This is a genomic window from Ensifer adhaerens (genome assembly GCF_020035535.1).
Taxonomy (GTDB): domain Bacteria; phylum Pseudomonadota; class Alphaproteobacteria; order Rhizobiales; family Rhizobiaceae; genus Ensifer.
The window spans coordinates 466,049-482,929 of record NZ_CP083349.1 but is presented as its reverse complement, the minus strand read 5'-3'; the positions used below and the strand labels follow the sequence as shown (position 1 = coordinate 482,929).

The 16,881-nt window shown below is 61.9% G+C and carries 16 protein-coding genes; 7 read left to right on the top strand and 9 right to left on the bottom strand.

Annotation, left to right across the window (positions count from 1 at the left end):
- Positions 1-9 precede the first annotated feature (9 nt).
- Entirely contained in the window at positions 10-858 is an 849-nt protein-coding gene (locus tag LAC81_RS02325) for a TIGR01459 family HAD-type hydrolase (protein ID WP_034800971.1), read from the bottom strand.
- A 432-nt stretch (positions 859-1,290) separates the two neighbouring features.
- Between LAC81_RS02325 and groES the strand changes: the two genes are divergently transcribed.
- Both groES and groL read left to right on the top strand, forming a co-directional pair.
- Entirely contained in the window at positions 1,291-1,587 is a 297-nt protein-coding gene (gene groES / locus LAC81_RS02320; RefSeq protein ID WP_004675403.1) for a co-chaperone GroES, read from the top strand.
- A 61-nt stretch (positions 1,588-1,648) separates the two neighbouring features.
- Positions 1,649-3,286 carry a chaperonin GroEL gene (groL, locus tag LAC81_RS02315; RefSeq protein ID WP_223726566.1) on the top strand — a complete coding sequence of 546 codons (1,638 nt, stop codon included), beginning with the start codon at positions 1,649-1,651 and terminating at the stop codon, positions 3,284-3,286.
- Positions 3,287-3,438: 152 nt separating this feature from the next.
- Here groL and LAC81_RS02310 read toward each other — a convergent pair whose 3' ends face one another.
- A complete protein-coding gene (locus LAC81_RS02310; RefSeq protein ID WP_223726565.1) occupies positions 3,439-3,753 on the bottom strand; it encodes a hypothetical protein in 315 nt (104 codons plus the stop codon).
- A 58-nt stretch (positions 3,754-3,811) separates the two neighbouring features.
- Here LAC81_RS02310 and LAC81_RS02305 point away from each other — a divergent pair, with 58 nt between their 5' ends.
- Entirely contained in the window at positions 3,812-4,261 is a 450-nt protein-coding gene (locus LAC81_RS02305) for a hypothetical protein (RefSeq protein WP_223726564.1), read from the top strand.
- A gap of 115 nt (positions 4,262-4,376) precedes the next feature.
- Here LAC81_RS02305 and LAC81_RS02300 read toward each other — a convergent pair whose 3' ends face one another.
- From LAC81_RS02300 to hisS, 6 genes are all read right to left on the bottom strand, one after another.
- Positions 4,377-7,175 carry an EAL domain-containing protein gene (locus LAC81_RS02300; RefSeq protein ID WP_223726563.1) on the bottom strand — a complete coding sequence of 933 codons (2,799 nt, stop codon included), beginning with the start codon at positions 7,173-7,175 and terminating at the stop codon, positions 4,377-4,379.
- 215 nt (positions 7,176-7,390) lie between these two features.
- A complete protein-coding gene (locus LAC81_RS02295) occupies positions 7,391-8,614 on the bottom strand; it encodes an NAD(P)/FAD-dependent oxidoreductase (protein WP_223726562.1) in 1,224 nt (407 codons plus the stop codon).
- Positions 8,615-8,703: 89 nt separating this feature from the next.
- Positions 8,704-9,411 carry a glutathione binding-like protein gene (locus LAC81_RS02290; protein ID WP_223726561.1) on the bottom strand — a complete coding sequence of 236 codons (708 nt, stop codon included), beginning with the start codon at positions 9,409-9,411 and terminating at the stop codon, positions 8,704-8,706.
- Between the two features lie 157 nt (positions 9,412-9,568).
- A complete protein-coding gene (gene hisG, locus LAC81_RS02285) occupies positions 9,569-10,264 on the bottom strand; it encodes an ATP phosphoribosyltransferase (protein WP_223726560.1) in 696 nt (231 codons plus the stop codon).
- A complete protein-coding gene (locus tag LAC81_RS02280; protein WP_223726559.1) occupies positions 10,261-11,403 on the bottom strand; it encodes an ATP phosphoribosyltransferase regulatory subunit in 1,143 nt (380 codons plus the stop codon). The genes hisG and LAC81_RS02280 overlap by 4 nt, the downstream gene beginning before the upstream one ends.
- A gap of 5 nt (positions 11,404-11,408) precedes the next feature.
- Positions 11,409-12,920 (bottom strand): histidine--tRNA ligase, encoded by a 1,512-nt coding sequence (hisS, locus tag LAC81_RS02275; protein ID WP_223726558.1) that lies wholly within the window; start codon positions 12,918-12,920, stop codon positions 11,409-11,411.
- A gap of 426 nt (positions 12,921-13,346) precedes the next feature.
- Between hisS and LAC81_RS02270 the strand changes: the two genes are divergently transcribed.
- Both LAC81_RS02270 and LAC81_RS02265 read left to right on the top strand, forming a co-directional pair.
- Positions 13,347-13,775: a hypothetical protein gene (locus LAC81_RS02270; protein ID WP_224393484.1), complete on the top strand. Its 429-nt coding sequence runs from the start codon at positions 13,347-13,349 to the stop codon at positions 13,773-13,775.
- A gap of 109 nt (positions 13,776-13,884) precedes the next feature.
- Positions 13,885-14,271 (top strand): DUF305 domain-containing protein, encoded by a 387-nt coding sequence (locus LAC81_RS02265; protein ID WP_223726556.1) that lies wholly within the window; start codon positions 13,885-13,887, stop codon positions 14,269-14,271.
- Between the two features lie 57 nt (positions 14,272-14,328).
- Here the strand turns inward: LAC81_RS02265 and LAC81_RS02260 are convergent, their stop codons facing one another.
- Entirely contained in the window at positions 14,329-14,973 is a 645-nt protein-coding gene (locus LAC81_RS02260) for a DNA-3-methyladenine glycosylase I (protein ID WP_223726555.1), read from the bottom strand.
- A gap of 252 nt (positions 14,974-15,225) precedes the next feature.
- On the opposite strand from LAC81_RS02260, the gene LAC81_RS02255 reads away from it, so the two are divergent.
- Together LAC81_RS02255 and LAC81_RS02250 are read left to right on the top strand one after the other, a co-directional pair.
- The gene (locus LAC81_RS02255) at positions 15,226-15,996 is read left to right on the top strand and encodes a L,D-transpeptidase (RefSeq protein ID WP_223726554.1); all 771 of its coding nucleotides are present in this window, start codon (positions 15,226-15,228) and stop codon (positions 15,994-15,996) included.
- Between the two features lie 181 nt (positions 15,997-16,177).
- Complete coding sequence (locus tag LAC81_RS02250) at positions 16,178-16,873, top strand: L,D-transpeptidase (RefSeq protein ID WP_113536317.1); 696 nt, start codon at positions 16,178-16,180, stop codon at positions 16,871-16,873.
- Positions 16,874-16,881 lie beyond the last annotated feature (8 nt).

Genomic DNA, 16,881 nt, shown 5'->3' with positions numbered 1-16,881 from the left:
GTCTTCCCGTCAGGCGAGCCGTGGCATCCAGTATTTCGGCGATGCGCCCTCCTTCTTCAGGAAAGCGGCAAGCTTCGCCTCGTCGGTCCGGCTTTCGTTCATATATTCCTGGGCGTGGATGCCAGCACTAATATAGAGCAGATCGAGCCCCGCATCCTGCGCACCCTTGACGTCCGTCGGCATGCCGTCGCCAACAGCGATGACACGGGTCAGGTCAATCGCTCCGCGCGCGGCCTTCGCCTCGCCCAAGGCTGCGCGATAGATGGCGATGTAAGGCTTGCCGGCGATGCGCGCCTCGCCGCCCAACTCTTCATAAAGCTTGGCGATCGCGCCGGCGCAGGGGATCAGCCTGTGGCCACGCTCGACGACGAGGTCCGGGTTGGCGCAGATGAACGGGATCTTGCGCTTGGCAAGGCCCGTCAGGGTCGCGCGGTAGTGCTCCGGCGTTTCGGTCTCGTCGTCATAGAAGCCGGCGCAGACGACCGTCTCGGCATCTTCCGAGGAAACGATCTGCGTCCCCAGCCCCTCGAGTAGCGGCAGGTCACGCTCGGCGCCGATGAAGAAGATCTTCTTGTCGGCAGCAGCGATCAGCGCCCGGGTCACATCGCCCGAGGTGACGATCCGGTCATAGGCTTCGTCGGGCACGCCGAGACTGCGGATCTGCACCTTCACCATCGGGCTCGGGCGCGGCGAATTGGTGATCAGCACGACGGTCAGTCCGGCGGCGCGCGCCTCGGCCAATGCTTCACAGGCGGAGGCGAAAGCCTGCACGCCGTTGTGAAGAACGCCCCAGACGTCACACAGAACGACATCGTAGCGCTTGGCGATTTCGCGAAAACTGTTGATCCTTGCGGCCATCCTGGCTTCCTGCAAACACGGTTTCCGGCTTGCATGGCAAGGAAGGCAGGAGATTACAAGTCTCGTCTCCCGAAAAAGGCGCACCCTCCCAAGGATTCCGGCGGTGTCGAGAACCAGGAAAAATGCACTGCAGATGCGGCCCGCCGCGCAGCAGCACTTTGTCGTGGTTATCAACCGTCAAAATCCCGCCTATGCCACTCATCGACGCGATCGCCCACATTTCGCCAAGAATGGGGCTAGGCTGCCTGTGCCCACGCCTGGTGCGCCTGTCCAGGGCAACGGCCGTCAGCAAAAAAACTGGGCACGATCCTTGACTCACCCCATACCCAAGCTTATCTCGGCATCGCTAGCACTCGACAAAAGAGAGTGCTAACACCCATCCATCGGGTCCATCTGCGATCCGTAGTGTCATTTGATCGAGGGATTAGACTAATGGCAAGCACCAACTTCCGCCCGCTGCACGACCGCGTCGTCGTTCGCCGCGTCGAGTCTGAAGAGAAGACCAAGGGCGGGATCATCATTCCGGACACCGCCAAGGAAAAGCCGCAGGAAGGCGAAATCGTCGCCGTCGGTTCGGGCGCCCGTGACGAAAGCGGCAAGGTTGTCGCTCTCGACGTCAAGGCTGGCGACCGCGTTCTGTTCGGCAAGTGGTCGGGCACCGAAGTCAAGATCAACGGCGAAGACCTTCTGATCATGAAGGAAGCCGACATCATGGGCATCATCGGCTGATCCAGCCGTCGTCCACCCTTTTTCATGACAACCAATGGGCAATGAGCCCGGGAGTTCTCTAATGGCTGCAAAAGAAATCAAGTTCGGCCGCACCGCGCGCGAAAAGATGCTGCGTGGCGTCGACATCCTCGCTGATGCCGTAAAGGTCACGCTCGGCCCGAAGGGTCGTAACGTCATCATCGACAAGTCCTTTGGCGCTCCGCGCATCACCAAGGACGGCGTATCGGTCGCCAAGGAAATCGAACTCGAAGACAAGTTCGAAAACATGGGCGCCCAGATGGTCCGCGAAGTTGCTTCGAAGACCAACGACATCGCCGGCGACGGCACCACGACTGCAACCGTTCTGGCCCAGGCGATCGTTCGCGAAGGCGCCAAGGCCGTTGCTGCCGGCATGAACCCGATGGACCTGAAGCGCGGCATCGACCTCGCTGTCAGCGAAGTCGTCAAGGATCTCCAGGCCAAGGCCAAGAAGATCAACACTTCGGAAGAAGTCGCACAGGTCGGCACGATCTCGGCCAACGGCGAGCGTCAGATCGGCCTCGACATTGCTGAAGCAATGCAGAAGGTCGGCAACGAAGGCGTCATCACGGTTGAAGAAGCCAAGACCGCCGAAACCGAACTCGAAGTCGTCGAAGGCATGCAGTTCGACCGCGGCTACCTCAGCCCCTACTTCGTCACCAACCCGGAAAAGATGGTCGCTGACCTCGACGACGTCTTCGTTCTCCTCCACGAGAAGAAGCTCTCGAACCTCCAGGCCATGCTCCCGGTTCTCGAAGCTGTCGTTCAGACCGGCAAGCCGCTCCTCATCATCGCTGAAGACGTAGAAGGCGAAGCTCTCGCAACGCTCGTCGTCAACAAGCTGCGTGGCGGCCTGAAGATCGCTGCCGTCAAGGCTCCGGGCTTCGGCGATCGCCGCAAGGCCATGCTCGAAGACATCGCCATCCTGACGGGCGGCACCGTGATCTCCGAAGACCTCGGCATCAAGCTCGAAAACGTCACGCTCGACATGCTCGGCCGTGCGAAGAAGGTTTCGATCTCCAAGGAAAACACGACGATCGTCGACGGCGCCGGCCAGAAGGCCGACATCGAAGGCCGCGTCGCCCAGATCAAGGCCCAGATCGAAGACACCACCTCCGACTACGACCGCGAAAAGCTGCAGGAACGCCTTGCCAAGCTCGCTGGCGGCGTTGCCGTGATCCGCGTCGGCGGCTCGACGGAAGTCGAAGTGAAGGAAAAGAAGGACCGCATCGACGACGCTCTCAACGCGACGCGCGCTGCTGTTCAGGAAGGCATCGTACCGGGCGGCGGCACGGCACTCCTGCGTTCGGCCTCCAAGATCTCGGTCAAGGGCGCCAACGAAGACCAGGAAGCCGGCATCAACATCGTTCGTCGCGCTCTGCAGGCTCCGGCCCGCCAGATCGCCGAGAACGCTGGCGATGAAGCTTCGATCGTTGTCGGCAAGATCCTCGACAAGAACGAAGACAACTACGGCTACAACGCCCAGACCGGCGAATATGGCGACATGATCGCCATGGGTATCGTCGACCCGGTCAAGGTCGTTCGCACCGCCCTTCAGGACGCAGCCTCGGTTGCTGGCCTCCTCGTCACGACGGAAGCCATGATCGCCGAACTGCCGAAGAAGGACGCTCCGGCAATGCCGGGCGGCATGGGCGGAATGGGTGGCATGGACATGATGTGATTAAGGCAATAGCCTTATCGCAGCATTGATCCATCCGGATCGGAAAGGCGGCCCTCGGGTCGCCTTTCTTGTTTTTTATCAATACCATTGGTCGAATGAGAACCGGCCGACCGCACTGCCTGCAGAAAAGATCCTCCGGTTGTAGTCGGACTTCAAAAAACCGTTGAAGTCGAAAAAAAACGAACTATAACAGCGCCCCAAGTGAGCGCAGATTCACGGGAGACTGGGTAGCGGATGAAGGCGGGCGGCCAATCGCTTAAGCTTTTTTGTATTAACCGTGTATCCGGAATCTCTTCGAGAAAATCACGATAAGCATATAAGTATTTAATCGCAAATTTAGCCGCCCTCTCCAGCGAAATCACTTCGTCAGAGAGCTTCATTACTATCTCGCGACCTTTCGAATGGTGGAACGCCCACGGCACGTGGCGTGCGCTTTTGTATTGGTCGTTGGTGAGCGTGATTTGCACATTGGGACGTGTTTTCCTGAGACGTCAGCGACGTTCAGGAGCTCTGCGGGGGTAGACCGTGTTTAAGATCACGAGAGCAAATTCCGTTCCTCTCGACTCCCCGGGACAGCCGCACCTCGACCTCCCGCATCATGAATACCTGCAGCAATTCTGCGCGTCTGAGGGCTGGTCGGGCGACCTGTCCACGGGGTTGTTCCGGCTTGGCGAGAAGGCGGCCGCCATCCATGGCCTGCGCGATGGCGAGTGTGGCCTGCTCAACTTCGTGCGCTGCTATGACCCAGCCGACCGTAACCACGTGCTGGAACTGTTCGAGCAGGCCGCGACGAGCTGTTCGTCCTTCTGCTTTTCGACGACGATCGCACTGGAAGAAGCCGGACAGAAACAACCCCTGTTCTGCATCGGTGAATCCTCGGGTCTCGAACAGCGCTATTCCGGCACGATAACAGGCGTCTTCTTCTTCCCGCGCTTCCTGGTGGAAGGCGCCGGCCCGACGCCGTTGCGCCAATAGCGCAAGCCTGGCCTACCGGCGATCGCCGACAAAAAAGCCGAAATCCTGACGCGAGGTGGGCGCGTGACCCACGGTCGCTGTTGATGCACCCTGGCAACCAAGACCGCCGCCCGGATCAGGCGGCAGCGGCCTTGTCGTCGCCGCTAGACTGGAGCGGCAATGGAGCCGGACGGCCGAGCAGATAGCCCTGCGCCTCATCACAGCCCTCCGCCTGCAGGATGTCGAGCTGCTTCTGCGTCTCGACGCCCTCGGCGAGAACCGGCACGGACAAACTCTGTCCGAGCGCCAGGATGGCGCGAACGATCGCCTTGGCCTGCGGGCTGCCCTCCACTTCCCACATGAAGCTCTTGTCGAGCTTGATCTTGTCGAAGGGGAACGACCGCAGCGTTTCGAGCGACGAATATCCGGTGCCGAAATCGTCGATCGCGATCGTGACACCGAGCTCCTTGATCTGACGCAGGGTCAGCAGCGCGCGCTCCTTGTCGTCGATAATCGTCGATTCCGTAATCTCAAGCTCGAGCCGGTTCGGGTCGAGCCCGGTTTCGGCAAGTACATCCTGCACCAGGCTGACGATATCACCATTGGCGAGCTGGACCGGCGACAGGTTCACGGCAATCTTGTGATTGTTCTCCCAGCCCGCAGCCTCGCGGCAGGCCTCGCGCAGCACCCATTCACCGATCGGCAGGATCGCGCCGCATTCCTCCGCAAGCGGAATGAATTCGTTCGGCGGCACCATTCCGCGCTCGGGGTGATGCCAGCGTAAGAGCACCTCGTAGCCGATGACGACGCCGGTCATCACCGACTTCTGCACCTGGTAGTGCAGAGCAAGCTGCTTCTTGTCGACGGCATCCCAGAGATCATTGGCAAGCGCACGCCGCTGACGCGCGGCCTCATCCATCGAAACTTCGTAGAAGCAGACGGTCTGGTTGAGCGCGGCCTTTGCCCGGTACATGGCGAGGTCGGCATTGTTGATCAGCGTATCTGCCGTCTCCGCATCCTGCGGGTAGATGGCGACCCCCATGCTGCCGCCGGACTTCAGTTCGAAATCGCCGAAGCGCATTTCTTCGTGCAGGCTCTTTTCGATGCGGCGCAGGAAGTCGTTGAGCTCGGCCAGTTCCTCGAAGCGCTTGACGGCTGCGAACTCGTCGCCGCCGAGACGTGCCACGAATTCGCCCTCCAGCAGCAGGCCCTTCACGCGCTGGGCAATCGTCACCAGCACGAAGTCGCCGGCGGCATGGCCGTGCAGGTCATTGACTTCCTTGAACTTGTTGAGGTCGACGCCAATGACGGCAACCTTGCGGTTGAACCAGGCCGCCGCATCCAGCTCCTCTTCGAGGTAGCTGTTGAACTGCAGCCGGTTCGGCAGACCCGTCAGGCTGTCGTGGCGCGCGAGGAACGTGATTTGCTCTTCCGTATCGAGGCGCTCGGTGATGTCTTCATAGGTGCTGACCCAGCCGCCGTCCGGAAGGGTGCGATGTATGGTCAGGATCGAGCGGCCGTTCGGCAGCTTCTCCACCACGTCTCCTCCGCCCTTTCCGACCATTTCGACCCGATGCTTCCGGTAGAGCTCCTCGGCCTTGGCCCGTGCGATGACCGGGTCCGTGTAGTTGCGCGCAAAGACGATATCGAGGATCTCGCGGAAGGTCAGCCCCTTGCCGGCAAGCGTTTCGGAGAAGCCGAAGATCTCGCGGCAGCGCCGATTCGACAACAGCAGCCGGTCGTCGCTGTCAAACAGGCAGATGCCCTGCGACATGTTTTCGAGCGCGACGTCGAGGTTATTGCTGACCTCGGCGATACGATCGGCATCGGCCTTCGCCTTGGTAATGTCCTTGACGATCTTGATGTACCCGGCGTGCTTACCGTCCTCGTCAAGGAACGGATCGATCACCACATGGGCCCAGAACCGCGACCGGTCCTTGCGATAGCGCCAGCCCTCGTTCTCATATTTGCCCTCCGCCACGGCGGCCTCGAGGGCGCGGCGCGGCAGACCGTCACGCTGATCGTCTTCGGAATAGAAGCAGGCGAAGTTCTTGCCGATAATCTCCTCGGCTGTGTAGCCCTTGTTGGCCTGCGCGCCGGCATTCCAGCTCGCAACGCGGCCATCGATGTCGAGCATGTAGATGGCGTAGTCCTTCACGCTGCGGACGAAGCGGGTGAACTCCCGTTCGGTCGCAGCGGCCGAGAGTTCGGCGTGATGGGCAAAACCGGCGGCAACCAGTACCAGGGACAGAAGGAAGAAGGCGGTTCCAGCAATGACGAAGGCGAGCAGATGGGGCTGGATCATGCCTTCATACACCGGCATGACGAGGCCGACCTCGATCGTCACGGCGCCCATGGCGGTGAAATGCAGCGCGACGATCCCGAGCGTCATCAGCAGCGTCGCGATGATCTTCGCCTTCAGCGGCTTGGCCACAAGGGCAATCGTCCTCAGGGCACCGATGTCGAACAGCGAGCCGAGAACGATCGACGCGGCAACCAGCGTCGCATCCCAACGCAGGTCGCCGGGAACATCGAGGGCCGCCATGCCGAGAAAGTGCATGCAGGCAACGCCGGCGCCGAGGACCAGACCACCGGCGATCCAGGCCAGCCGATCCCGCACATAGGTCGCGATCAGCAGCGCAGTCGTGGTCAGGACAATGGCAATCGCCAACGACAGGGCCGTCAGGTCCATCTGGTAGCCAAGCACGACTCCAGGGTCGTAGGCGAGCATCGCGATGAAGTGGGTGGCCCAGATGCCAAAGCCGCTGGCAATGCCTGCAGCGACAGCCCAGATCGTCCGTGCCTTGCCGGACGATCCCCGGGCGCGCTGCAAGAGCGTCACCGCGCCGTAACTGGACAGGAAGCATATGAGCGCCGCCAACGCGACCAGCTTCGGATTATGCTCCACCACGAGGCATGTAAGAACCTTGAACATCGCAATCGCCTAAATCAACAACCGCTGAGAAACGAGACCTCTCGCCTCCAGTTAAGCGACCTGTGTTGGCGTGACGTGATTTAAGGAAATGATAAACCGTGGTTTCGGCGCGCAAATGCCAGACAAAACAATAGTTTCGTCGTTAACGAAGATTGAAACCGCGACGCCTGCAAGTTGCAGCTCGCAGAAAGCGCCGCCAGGCGTAGTTCTGCCGCTCAGGGCTGGGAGAGCAGTGCCTTGAGGTCCGACTGCGGATCGCCAATGACGGCCCGGTCTGGATTGATGCCGGATTCGAGCAGCTTCTTGCCCGTGACATAGGCCTTGGCGTCATTGATCGCATCGACCGCGACAAGCCGTCCCTGCCGGAAATACCAGACGGACACGCTACCCTCGCGCTGGCCTGGCCTGACGATCGTTTCGTCATGACCGAGGCCGAAGCCGGCGATCTGCAGCTTGACGTCGTACTGATCGGACCAGAACCAGGGCTTCGGCTCATAGGGATGTTCGCCGCCGGCGAGGATTGCCGCGACGGCCTCGGCCTGATCAACGGCGTTCTGCACCGATTCCAACCGGATGCGCAGGTCTTCCCAGGGAAGTACGGCACAATCGCCCATGGCGAAAATCGCGGGGTCGGCGGTTCGCCCGAACGCATCAACGACGATGCCCCCGGCTGTTTCCAGCCCCGCATCATGCGCCAGGCGGTCATTGGCGGTGACGCCGATACCGACGATGACGACGTCGACCGGCAAGATCGATCCGTCGGACAACTCCGCTCCGGTCACCCGGCCATTTTCGCCGACGAGGCGGTTGAGGCCCGTGCCTTCGCGGATATCGACGCCGCGGGACCGGTGAATCTCGCGCACGAGACCGGAGGTTGCCGACGAGGCGACGCGCTGCAGGATGCGGTCTGCCATCTCGATGACCGTGACCTCGAGCCCGCAGGTTCGGGCGACCGCCGCCGCCTCAAGGCCGATGTAGCCACCACCGACGACAAGGGCGCGCCGGCCGACCTTCATTTCCTCGGCAAGGCGATCCGCGTCCCTGAAGTCGCGCACGACGAAGACACCTTCGAGGTCCCCACCGACCGCGGCAGGCAGCCGGCGCGGCGTGGCGCCGGTGGCAAAGGCCAGCACTTCATAGTCGAGCGACGTCCCGTCGCTGAGCATCACGCGCTTGCCGGGGCGATCGAGGCCGGTTACCGTCGTCTCAAGGCGAACGTCAACATCGTGCTCGCCGTACCAGGCCTCCGGCCGATAGAGCAACCGGTCCAGGCTCATCTCGCGTAACAGGTATTTCTTGGAAAGCGGCGGGCGCTGATAGGGCAGGCTCGCTTCGGAGGCGACAATGGTGATCGGTCGCTCGTCCTTAACCGCACGCAGCTTGGCAACCAGGGCAAAGGCGGCCTGACCGCCACCGACAACTACAAGCCTTCCCGTCACGCTTCCCACCTGCTTCTTATTCGTCTGTACAGCAAGGCCTAGCCTTGCGCCCGAGCTTCGTCAACTCAGGCACAGGGCCATCATGATTGCTATTCCTTGCGCGGCACTTCCATGCCCTTTAGAGCCGCAGGCCGCGACAGGCCGCGCTCGACCCAGGCCATCACGTTTGGAAAGGCCTTGTAATCCAGGACGTCGGCGCCGCCATAGAACCTGCGAGCGCCTTCGACCCAAGGGTACGTTGCGATGTCGGCAATCGTGTATTCGTCGCCCATCAGCCATTGCCGCCCCTCAAGGCGCGCTTCGAGCACGCCGAGAAGACGCTTCGATTCGTCACGATAACGCTCGACGGGATAGGAATTGTTGGCGACCTTGTCGGCCGCAAACTTGAAGAAATGGCCGAACTGACCAAGCATCGGACCGATGCCACCCATCTGGAACATCACCCAGGAGATCGTCTCATAGCGGCCGGCCGCGTCCACCGGCAGCAGCTTTCCAGTCTTTTCCGCCAGATAGATCAGGATCGCGCCGGACTCGAAGAGACCGATCGGCTTTCCCTCCGGACCGTTGGGATCGATGATTGCCGGGATGCGGCCATTCGGATTGAGCGAGAGAAATTCCGGCGATTTCTGCTCGTTGGCATCGAAGGCGACCCGGTGAGGCTCGTAGGGCAGGCCCAACTCTTCGAGCGCGATCGAGACCTTCACGCCATTCGGCGTCGGCAGCGAATATAACTGAATGATATCGGGGTTTTTCGCCGGCCAGCGCTTGGTGATCGGAAAGGCGGAAAGATCGGCCATGAATGTCTCCTGGAACGGAAGGGCGAGGAACGGCACAGTGCCGTCCGCACGACTTACATAGGAGCGGAGGGTTCACTTTTTGAGGGACCTACTTTATTTTTTGCAGGTCTCTGAGAACGCCAGGATTGTCGTGGGTCTTCCCCTGCCCGCCGCAGCGTCAAAGCACGCTGCGGACTGCCGCGACAACCCGCGCCACCACGGGGTCGCCATCGTGAACAGGCTTGCGCGCTCGCACCAGGCACGCTTCCGAACGCAGGATCACGCCGTCCGTCAGGATCTTCAGATGGTTCGCCTTCAGCGTCGAGCCGGTGGAGGTGATATCGACGATGATGTCGGCGGAGCCGGACGCAGGCGCACCTTCGGTCGCACCAAGGCTTTCGACGATGCGGTAGAGCTGGATGCCGTGGCTACCGGAGAAGTGGTTCTGCGTCAGCCGCCAGTATTTGGTGGCGATCGCCAGGCGGCGGCCGTGGCGGGCACGGAAGTCCGCGGCAACGTCGCCGAGATCGGCCATGGTATCGACGTCGTACCAGATCTCCGGCACGGCGACGACGACATCGGCGTGGCCGAAGCCGAGACGGGCGCAGAACTCGACGCGGGCGTCGGCATTGGCAAGCCCCTCGCGCACCAGATCCTCGCCGGTGACGCCGAAATCGATCGAGCCATTGCCAAGCTCGCGGGAAATCTCGGAAGCGGACAGGAACGCGATCTCCACATCGTCCGAACCTTCGACCCGGCCGCGATAGGAGCGGTCGTTGCCGACGGCAACGATCTTCATGCCGGCGCGTTCGAAGATCGCCGAGGCGTCATCCTTCATCCGCCCCTTGGACGGCAGCGCGATGGTGATCGTCATTGAACGCCTCCCTGGGAGGTAATCGCCTTTTCGATGCGGTCGAGCCAGAGCGAGAAACCGACGGCGGGAATGTGTTCGCGGGCGCCGAGCAACGTCAGCAGCCGGTCGAAGCGACCCCCGCCGGCCAGAACGGCCTGGATGCCGGCGACCTCCACTTCGAAGACGAGACCGGTATAGTAGTCGAGCGGACGGCCGAAAGCCGCGCGGTAACGGATCGCGCCGATGTCGGCGCCCGCCTTGGAAAGTGCTGCAACACGGGCATCGAAGCGGACGAGCGCCTCATCGAGCTTGAGGCCGGATTTTTGTGCGAAGGCAAAGAGCGCTGCCGGCGCATCGGCGAGCGGCACGTCGAGCGCCAGGAATGCACCAACCTGGTCCAGCGTCTTGCGATCGAGCCGCGTGTTCGCCAGCTCCATCTTCTCCTTCAGCCGCCGGGCGATGTCCTGCGGCGAGCGGCTGGCATTGGTGGAGTAACCGGTCGCTTCCATCGTTTCGCCGATATGGGCGACGAGACCGGCTTCGTCTTCGAGCAGACCGTCCATCGACAGGCGCACCACTTCGGGACCGAAAACGCCGACCGTCCGCGGATGCGCGAGTTCCGTCAGCAGTTTCTGCAGGTGCTTCTGGTCACCAAAGGCATGAATCAACCGCTTCTGCCAGCCGGCCGGCAGGCCGCAGGCACCGACGACGGCTTCGAACACCGCCTGGTCGCCGAGCGTCACGTTGAGCCGTCGCCCCGGCAAGCGGTTGGCAACGACGCGCATCGCGTCACCGACGATGCGTGCATCGGCGGTAGCGATATCCGTATCGCCGAGATCCTCGATGCCGGCCTGGTAGAATTCGTTTCCGCCTTCACGGCGCTGGCGGAAGACTTCGCCGAGATAGGCGTAGCGCTTCGGCGTGCCGGTCACCGCCTCGATATGGCGAAGGCAGACGGGAATGGTGAATTCCGGACGCAGGCACAGGCTTTCGCCGGTCTCGCTCTCGGTCATGAAGATGCGACGACGCAGATCCTCGCCGGCCATGGCGAGGAAAGGTTCGGCCGGCTGGATCACCGGTGTGTCGACGCGCAGCGTGCCGAGGCTTTCAAAATCGGCAAGCAGGTCGTCGGCGAAAGCAGGCAGATTGATGAGGGCCATGACCGTCAGCCCCTTGCCCGATCCTCGGCCTGGGCCGCCAGCATCTCGCGTACCTTTTCGACCAGTTCGGCCGCCGGAACGGAAACCTGGGCCACGCGCGCCTCGCGCCAGGCTGCATTGTCCTCGATCTCACCCGACAGGCGCTTGCCCTCGATCAGATCCTTGATCTGGACGACGCCGGCAGCGCGTTCGTCGCCACCCTGGATGATGGCCAGCGGCGAGCCACGGCGGTCGGCATATTTCAGCTGGTCGCCAAAATTCTTCTTGTTGCCCTGGTACATTTCGGCGCGGATGCCGGCATGGCGGAGCTGCTGCACGAAGCGCTGGTAGTGCCCCATGCTCTCGATGTCGCGGTCCATGACGCAGACGACGACCGGGGCAAGCACCTCGGACGCGCCGAGCTTGCCGAGGTTCTTGAGCGCCGTCATCAGACGCGAAACGCCGATCGAGAAGCCGGTCGCCGGCACGGGCTGACCCATGAAGCGCGACACCAGCCCATCGTAACGACCGCCGCCGCCGACCGAACCGAAGACAACCTTCTCGCCCTTCTCGTTGGTGACGGCAAACTGCAACTCGGCCTCGAAGACCGGGCCAGTGTAGTATTCGAGACCGCGCACGACCGAAGGATCAATCTTGATGCGGTCGGCCTCGTAGCCGGCGCTCATGACCAGGCTGCGGATGGTATTCAGTTCCTCGACGCCTTCGCTACCCTTGGCCGTTCCAGCGACGAGGGCTGCGAGATCGGCAGCGCTTGTCGCATAGTCCGTGATGCCGACGAAGAAGAGCACCTTGTCGATCTGCTCGCTGCTCAGGCCCGCGCCCTTGGTGAAGTCGCCGCTTTCATCCTTGCGGCCTTCGCCGAGAAGCAGCCGCACGCCTTCGGTGCCGAACTTGTCGAGCTTGTCGATGGCGCGCAGCACCGTCAGGCGGGCATTGGCCTTGTCGTCACCACCAAGGCCGATCGCCTCCATGACGCCATCGAGCACCTTGCGGTTGTTGACGCGGATCACGTAGTCGCCGCGCGCAATGCCGAGCGCTTCCATGGTGTCGGCCATCATCATGCACATTTCGGCGTCCGCCTGGACGCCGGCGGCACCGACCGTATCGGCGTCGAACTGCATGAACTGGCGGAAGCGACCCGGGCCCGGCTTCTCGTTGCGGAAGACGTAGCCGGCACGGTAGGTGCGGAACGGCAGCTGGATTTCGTTGAAGTTCTCGGCGACGTGGCGGGCCAGCGGCGCCGTCAGGTCGTAGCGCAGCGACATCCACTGGTCGTCATCATCCGTCAGCGAGAAGACGCCTTCGTTCGGCCGATCGCTGTCGGGCAGGAACTTGCCGAGCGCGTCGGTATATTCGAAAAGCGGCGTTTCGACCGGATCGAAACCATAATGCTCGTAGACGGCCCGGATCTTGCCGATCATTTCATCGGTCGCGCGGATATCGGCGGCGGAGCGATCGACGAAGCCGCGCGGAAGGCGCGCCTTGAGCTTCTGCGGTTTCTTCTGTTTCTCGGTCATGGGAGCATTCCGGACTGTCAGCGGGTTTGGAGCTTTCCCTATCGGATCAAGGCAGGGGCGGCAAGGGTTTGGACCGCGCAAAGCGTGCTCCGGGCCGATCGCGAGGCGATTTGCCAGGCCGTTCGACTTCGGGCCAAGCTCGAGTCGCCCGACGTCATCTGGCCGCCACTCGCCGCCTCAACCCTAAGACGCATTAACACGGAATTAATCACTAAAAGTTTATCGCTCGATCCGTCGGCGACGTTCCGAACACGGTGGTGATCGGCTATCTTCCAGTCTCCGCGTGCGCACCGATGATTTCCGGATGCCATGACAGCATCGGGCAAACATCCCAACGGCAAAGATGTCGCGGCGATCCACTTCCCGGGTCCGATGGCCATGTGCGGAGAGGTGTCGAGCGCGACGCGAAGAGAGGGAATGGGTATCATGCTGAGATTCATGACACCTGGCTGCGGAGCCATCCGGCCCGGCCATCTGGCCGCACATGACAACTGGATACGGTCGCTCGACGAGGGAACCTACCTCATGGAAGCCTGGCGCTGCGATCTCGCGACGGGCATCTTCCAGCTCGGCGAGCAGACCGCCGCCCTGCTCGGCACCTCACCCCCCTCCTGCGGCGTCATCGACCTGGTACGCGCCTATGACCGCAAGGATCGCCCGACCGTACTCAACATCCTCGAGCAGGCAACCGCCTCGTCATCGTCGTTCTGCTTCACCGCCATGGTGCGCGCGCCGACGTCGCAAGCGGCCCAGCTCTTCTGCGTCGGTCAATCCGTGCTCAACGCGCCTGATGGGGTGGATGTTCTGCAGGGTATTTTCGCCTTTCCGCGCGAACGCGTGATGCTCTGCGCTTGAGCGCAAGACTTGAAACCGCTGGCACCCATTCCCTAGATTGAAATAGTCGGAAGGATTACGCCTTGGTAACGCTCCTCGGGGGCTGCCCATTGCAGAAGGAAGAAGCGCCATGTCGCTGAAACCGTTGACGACAACCCTCGCGCTCGCCGCCTGTCTCGGCTTTCCGGCAATGGCCGAAGAGATGAGCCACGGCACCATGCATCACGGCTCCGCGGAAGCTCCGGGCCCGGCGGGCGACGCATCACCCGCAAGCAAGGCCTTTGCCGAAGCCAATGCCCGCATGCACAAGGACATGGACATCGCCTATACCGGCAAGGCGGACATCGACTTCGTGCGCGGCATGATCGCTCACCACCAGGGCGCCATCGACATGGCCAAGGTCGAGCTTGAATACGGCAAGGATGAAACGATCCGCAAACTGGCGGAAGAGATCATGAAGGCGCAGGAAGGCGAGATCAGGATGATGAAGGAGTGGCTAGCGAAGAACGGCGGCTGATCCGCAATCTCCGCTGCCGGGAAACGCCCATCGCCAGACCGACAATGGACACTTTGTTCAAGCCACCCGAGCGCTCGGTCTTGCGAGCTTGCCACGCATCTCTTCGACAACCACACGGCAATGGCAGCCTTCGATGTGATCGTTGACGAGCCCCATCGCCTGCATGAAGGCGTAGATCGTCGTCGGGCCGACAAAGGTCCAACCGCGCTTCTTCAGATCCTTGGAGATCCGGGTCGAAGTCGGCGTCGTCGGATTGGCTGCGATCGCCTCGTAGGTCACCACTTGCGGGCGCTCGGCTGCCTGCGGCTCGTATGACCAGAAGTAGCCTGCGAGCGAGCCGAATTCCTGCCTCAACTCCTGTGCGCGACGCGCATTGTTGATGGTCGAGACGATCTTGCCACGATGGCGCACGATGCCGGTATCGGCAAGGCAGCGCTCGATATCCGTTTCGTCGAACATCGAGACCGCGTCGAAATCGAAGCCGGCAAAAGCGGCGCGGAACGCCTCGCGCTTGCGCAGGATCGTCAGCCATGACAGGCCGGACTGGAAACCCTCGAGGCAGATCTTTTCGAACAGGCGGCGATCGTCGGTGACCGGACGCCCCCATTCCTCGTCGTGGTAGCGTCGATAGTCGTCGAGGTTGCCCTGCCAGGCGCAGCGCTGAAGTCCGTCCTCGCCGATCACTATGCCCTTGGCCGTCATCGTTTTCCTCGCTCCAAACTCGTCATTTCCATGCCTTTACCATTTGCAAACCAGATTCCTAAAGCGGCGGATAACCCTACCCAAAGCTTTATCGGCGCCTTCGCCTTTTAATGAAGCGCCGTTTACCATTCGGTGGCCCCCCGATGACACGATCGCGCCATTGCCAAGGCGCATACCCCCGCTCGAGCGTCCGGTTCTTCGGCTGTCTGCGCCCCCTTGATGAATTTCGGCGAAAGGTAGCGAGTCCGTCCGATGTTGAAAAAATCCCTTCTTATAGCCGCCTCCGTCCTGACCCTCGTCGCCGGCCAAGCCGAGGCGCAGGACCGGTATCAAAACCGCCCCCCTGTTGTGGTCAGCCCCGACCTCACCGCCCCCTGGGTGATGCAGCTCGGCGGGCAGCAAACCCGCACGCGGCAGGTCATGTATCGGCAGCAGATTCCGGCCGCCACCCGAAAACAGTATTATCAGGGACAGGTTGGCCAGCCGCAGGCCAAGCGCCGCGCCATCAATCCGCTGATCCAGCCGGCGAACGCCACACGCGCGCAGCGCCCGGTCAAGTCGAAATTCGACCCGCAATATCTTCCGCAGACGGTTGCCTATGAGAGCAAGGAAAAGCCGGGCACGATCGTCATCGATACGAACAACCGCTTTCTCTATCTGGTCACCGGCAACGGTGAGGCGCGGCGCTATGGCGTCGGCGTCGGCAAGCCGGGCTTCGAATGGGCGGGCGCGCACAAGGTCACCCGCAAGGCGGAATGGCCGAGCTGGACACCGCCACAGGAAATGATCTCCCGCGAGGCGGCCAAGGGACACTATCTGCCGGCACGCATGGACGGCGGCCCTGAAAATCCGCTTGGCGCACGCGCCATGTATCTCGGCTCGACGCTCTACCGCATCCACGGCACCAATGCGCCCTGGACGATCGGCTATGCCGTTTCTTCCGGCTGCATCCGCATGCGCAATGAAGACGTCGTCGACCTCTACGAGCGCGTGAAGTTGGGCACGAAGGTTATCGTCATATAATTGGAGCATCGCATAGAATATTTCCTCCCCCTCGCACGTGTTGCCGTTGCCTATGCGTGATTTTCAGGCAACAGCAACATGAACAGATACAAGTCCAGCGGTGCGCCGGCTGTATCGCAGGCTTGAACTTCGCGGCATTTTGCATAGCTTGCCTGCAACGAGGGTTTAGAGGGAATCGTATATGAACCGTCATGCCAGCAAAATGGTCGCGATCGCCATCGCGGCCAGTACTATTCTTGCCGCCGCAAGCGCCTCGGCTTTTACGCCGGCGCCAACGACCGGGACCAAGGTCAAGTCGACTGACATTGTACTCGTGGCCACCCCGAAGAAGCCGGCAAAACAATTCTGGCGCACCAAGGTTCGCTTCCGCACCGACGAAGTCCCCGGCACGATCATCGTCGATACCAACAACAAGTACCTTTACTACATCGATGGCCCGAACCGCGCGACGCGCTACGGCATCGGTGTCGGCCGCGACGGCTTCGGCTGGTCGGGCGTGGTGAAGGTCGGCCGCAAGGCCGAATGGCCGACCTGGACGCCACCGGCGGAAATGCGCCGCCGCGAAGCTGCCAAGGGCCGCATTCTGCCGGTCACCCAGGAAGGCGGCATCGACAACCCGCTCGGCGCCCGCGCCATGTATCTCTACAAGGGCGGCCGCGACACGATCTTCCGCATCCATGGCACCAATCAGCCCTGGACCATCGGCCAGAACATGTCGTCGGGCTGCATCCGCATGATGAACGAAGACGTGGAGCATCTCTACGATCGCGCCGATGTCGGCACCAAGGTCATCGTCATCGGTCCCGGCAGCAAGCCGGGCGACACCTATTTCGACGATCGCGGCGTCGACATCTTCCGCCAGATCTTTGGCGGCTGATAGCAATC

Excerpts from the sequence above, each read along its gene's own strand:
- LAC81_RS02325 (WP_034800971.1), bottom strand. The coding sequence starts at position 858 with ATGGCCGCAAGGATCAACAGTTTTCGCGAAATCGCCAAGCGCTACGAT.
- groES (WP_004675403.1), top strand. The coding sequence starts at position 1,291 with ATGGCAAGCACCAACTTCCGCCCGCTGCACGACCGCGTCGTCGTTCGC.
- groL (WP_223726566.1), top strand. The coding sequence starts at position 1,649 with ATGGCTGCAAAAGAAATCAAGTTCGGCCGCACCGCGCGCGAAAAGATG.
- LAC81_RS02300 (WP_223726563.1), bottom strand. The coding sequence starts at position 7,175 with ATGTTCAAGGTTCTTACATGCCTCGTGGTGGAGCATAATCCGAAGCTG.
- LAC81_RS02290 (WP_223726561.1), bottom strand. The coding sequence starts at position 9,411 with ATGGCCGATCTTTCCGCCTTTCCGATCACCAAGCGCTGGCCGGCGAAA.
- hisG (WP_223726560.1), bottom strand. The coding sequence starts at position 10,264 with ATGACGATCACCATCGCGCTGCCGTCCAAGGGGCGGATGAAGGATGAC.
- LAC81_RS02280 (WP_223726559.1), bottom strand. The coding sequence starts at position 11,403 with ATGGCCCTCATCAATCTGCCTGCTTTCGCCGACGACCTGCTTGCCGAT.
- hisS (WP_223726558.1), bottom strand. The coding sequence starts at position 12,920 with ATGACCGAGAAACAGAAGAAACCGCAGAAGCTCAAGGCGCGCCTTCCG.
- LAC81_RS02270 (WP_224393484.1), top strand. The coding sequence starts at position 13,347 with ATGCTGAGATTCATGACACCTGGCTGCGGAGCCATCCGGCCCGGCCAT.
- LAC81_RS02265 (WP_223726556.1), top strand. The coding sequence starts at position 13,885 with ATGTCGCTGAAACCGTTGACGACAACCCTCGCGCTCGCCGCCTGTCTC.
- LAC81_RS02260 (WP_223726555.1), bottom strand. The coding sequence starts at position 14,973 with ATGACGGCCAAGGGCATAGTGATCGGCGAGGACGGACTTCAGCGCTGC.
- LAC81_RS02255 (WP_223726554.1), top strand. The coding sequence starts at position 15,226 with ATGTTGAAAAAATCCCTTCTTATAGCCGCCTCCGTCCTGACCCTCGTC.
- LAC81_RS02250 (WP_113536317.1), top strand. The coding sequence starts at position 16,178 with ATGAACCGTCATGCCAGCAAAATGGTCGCGATCGCCATCGCGGCCAGT.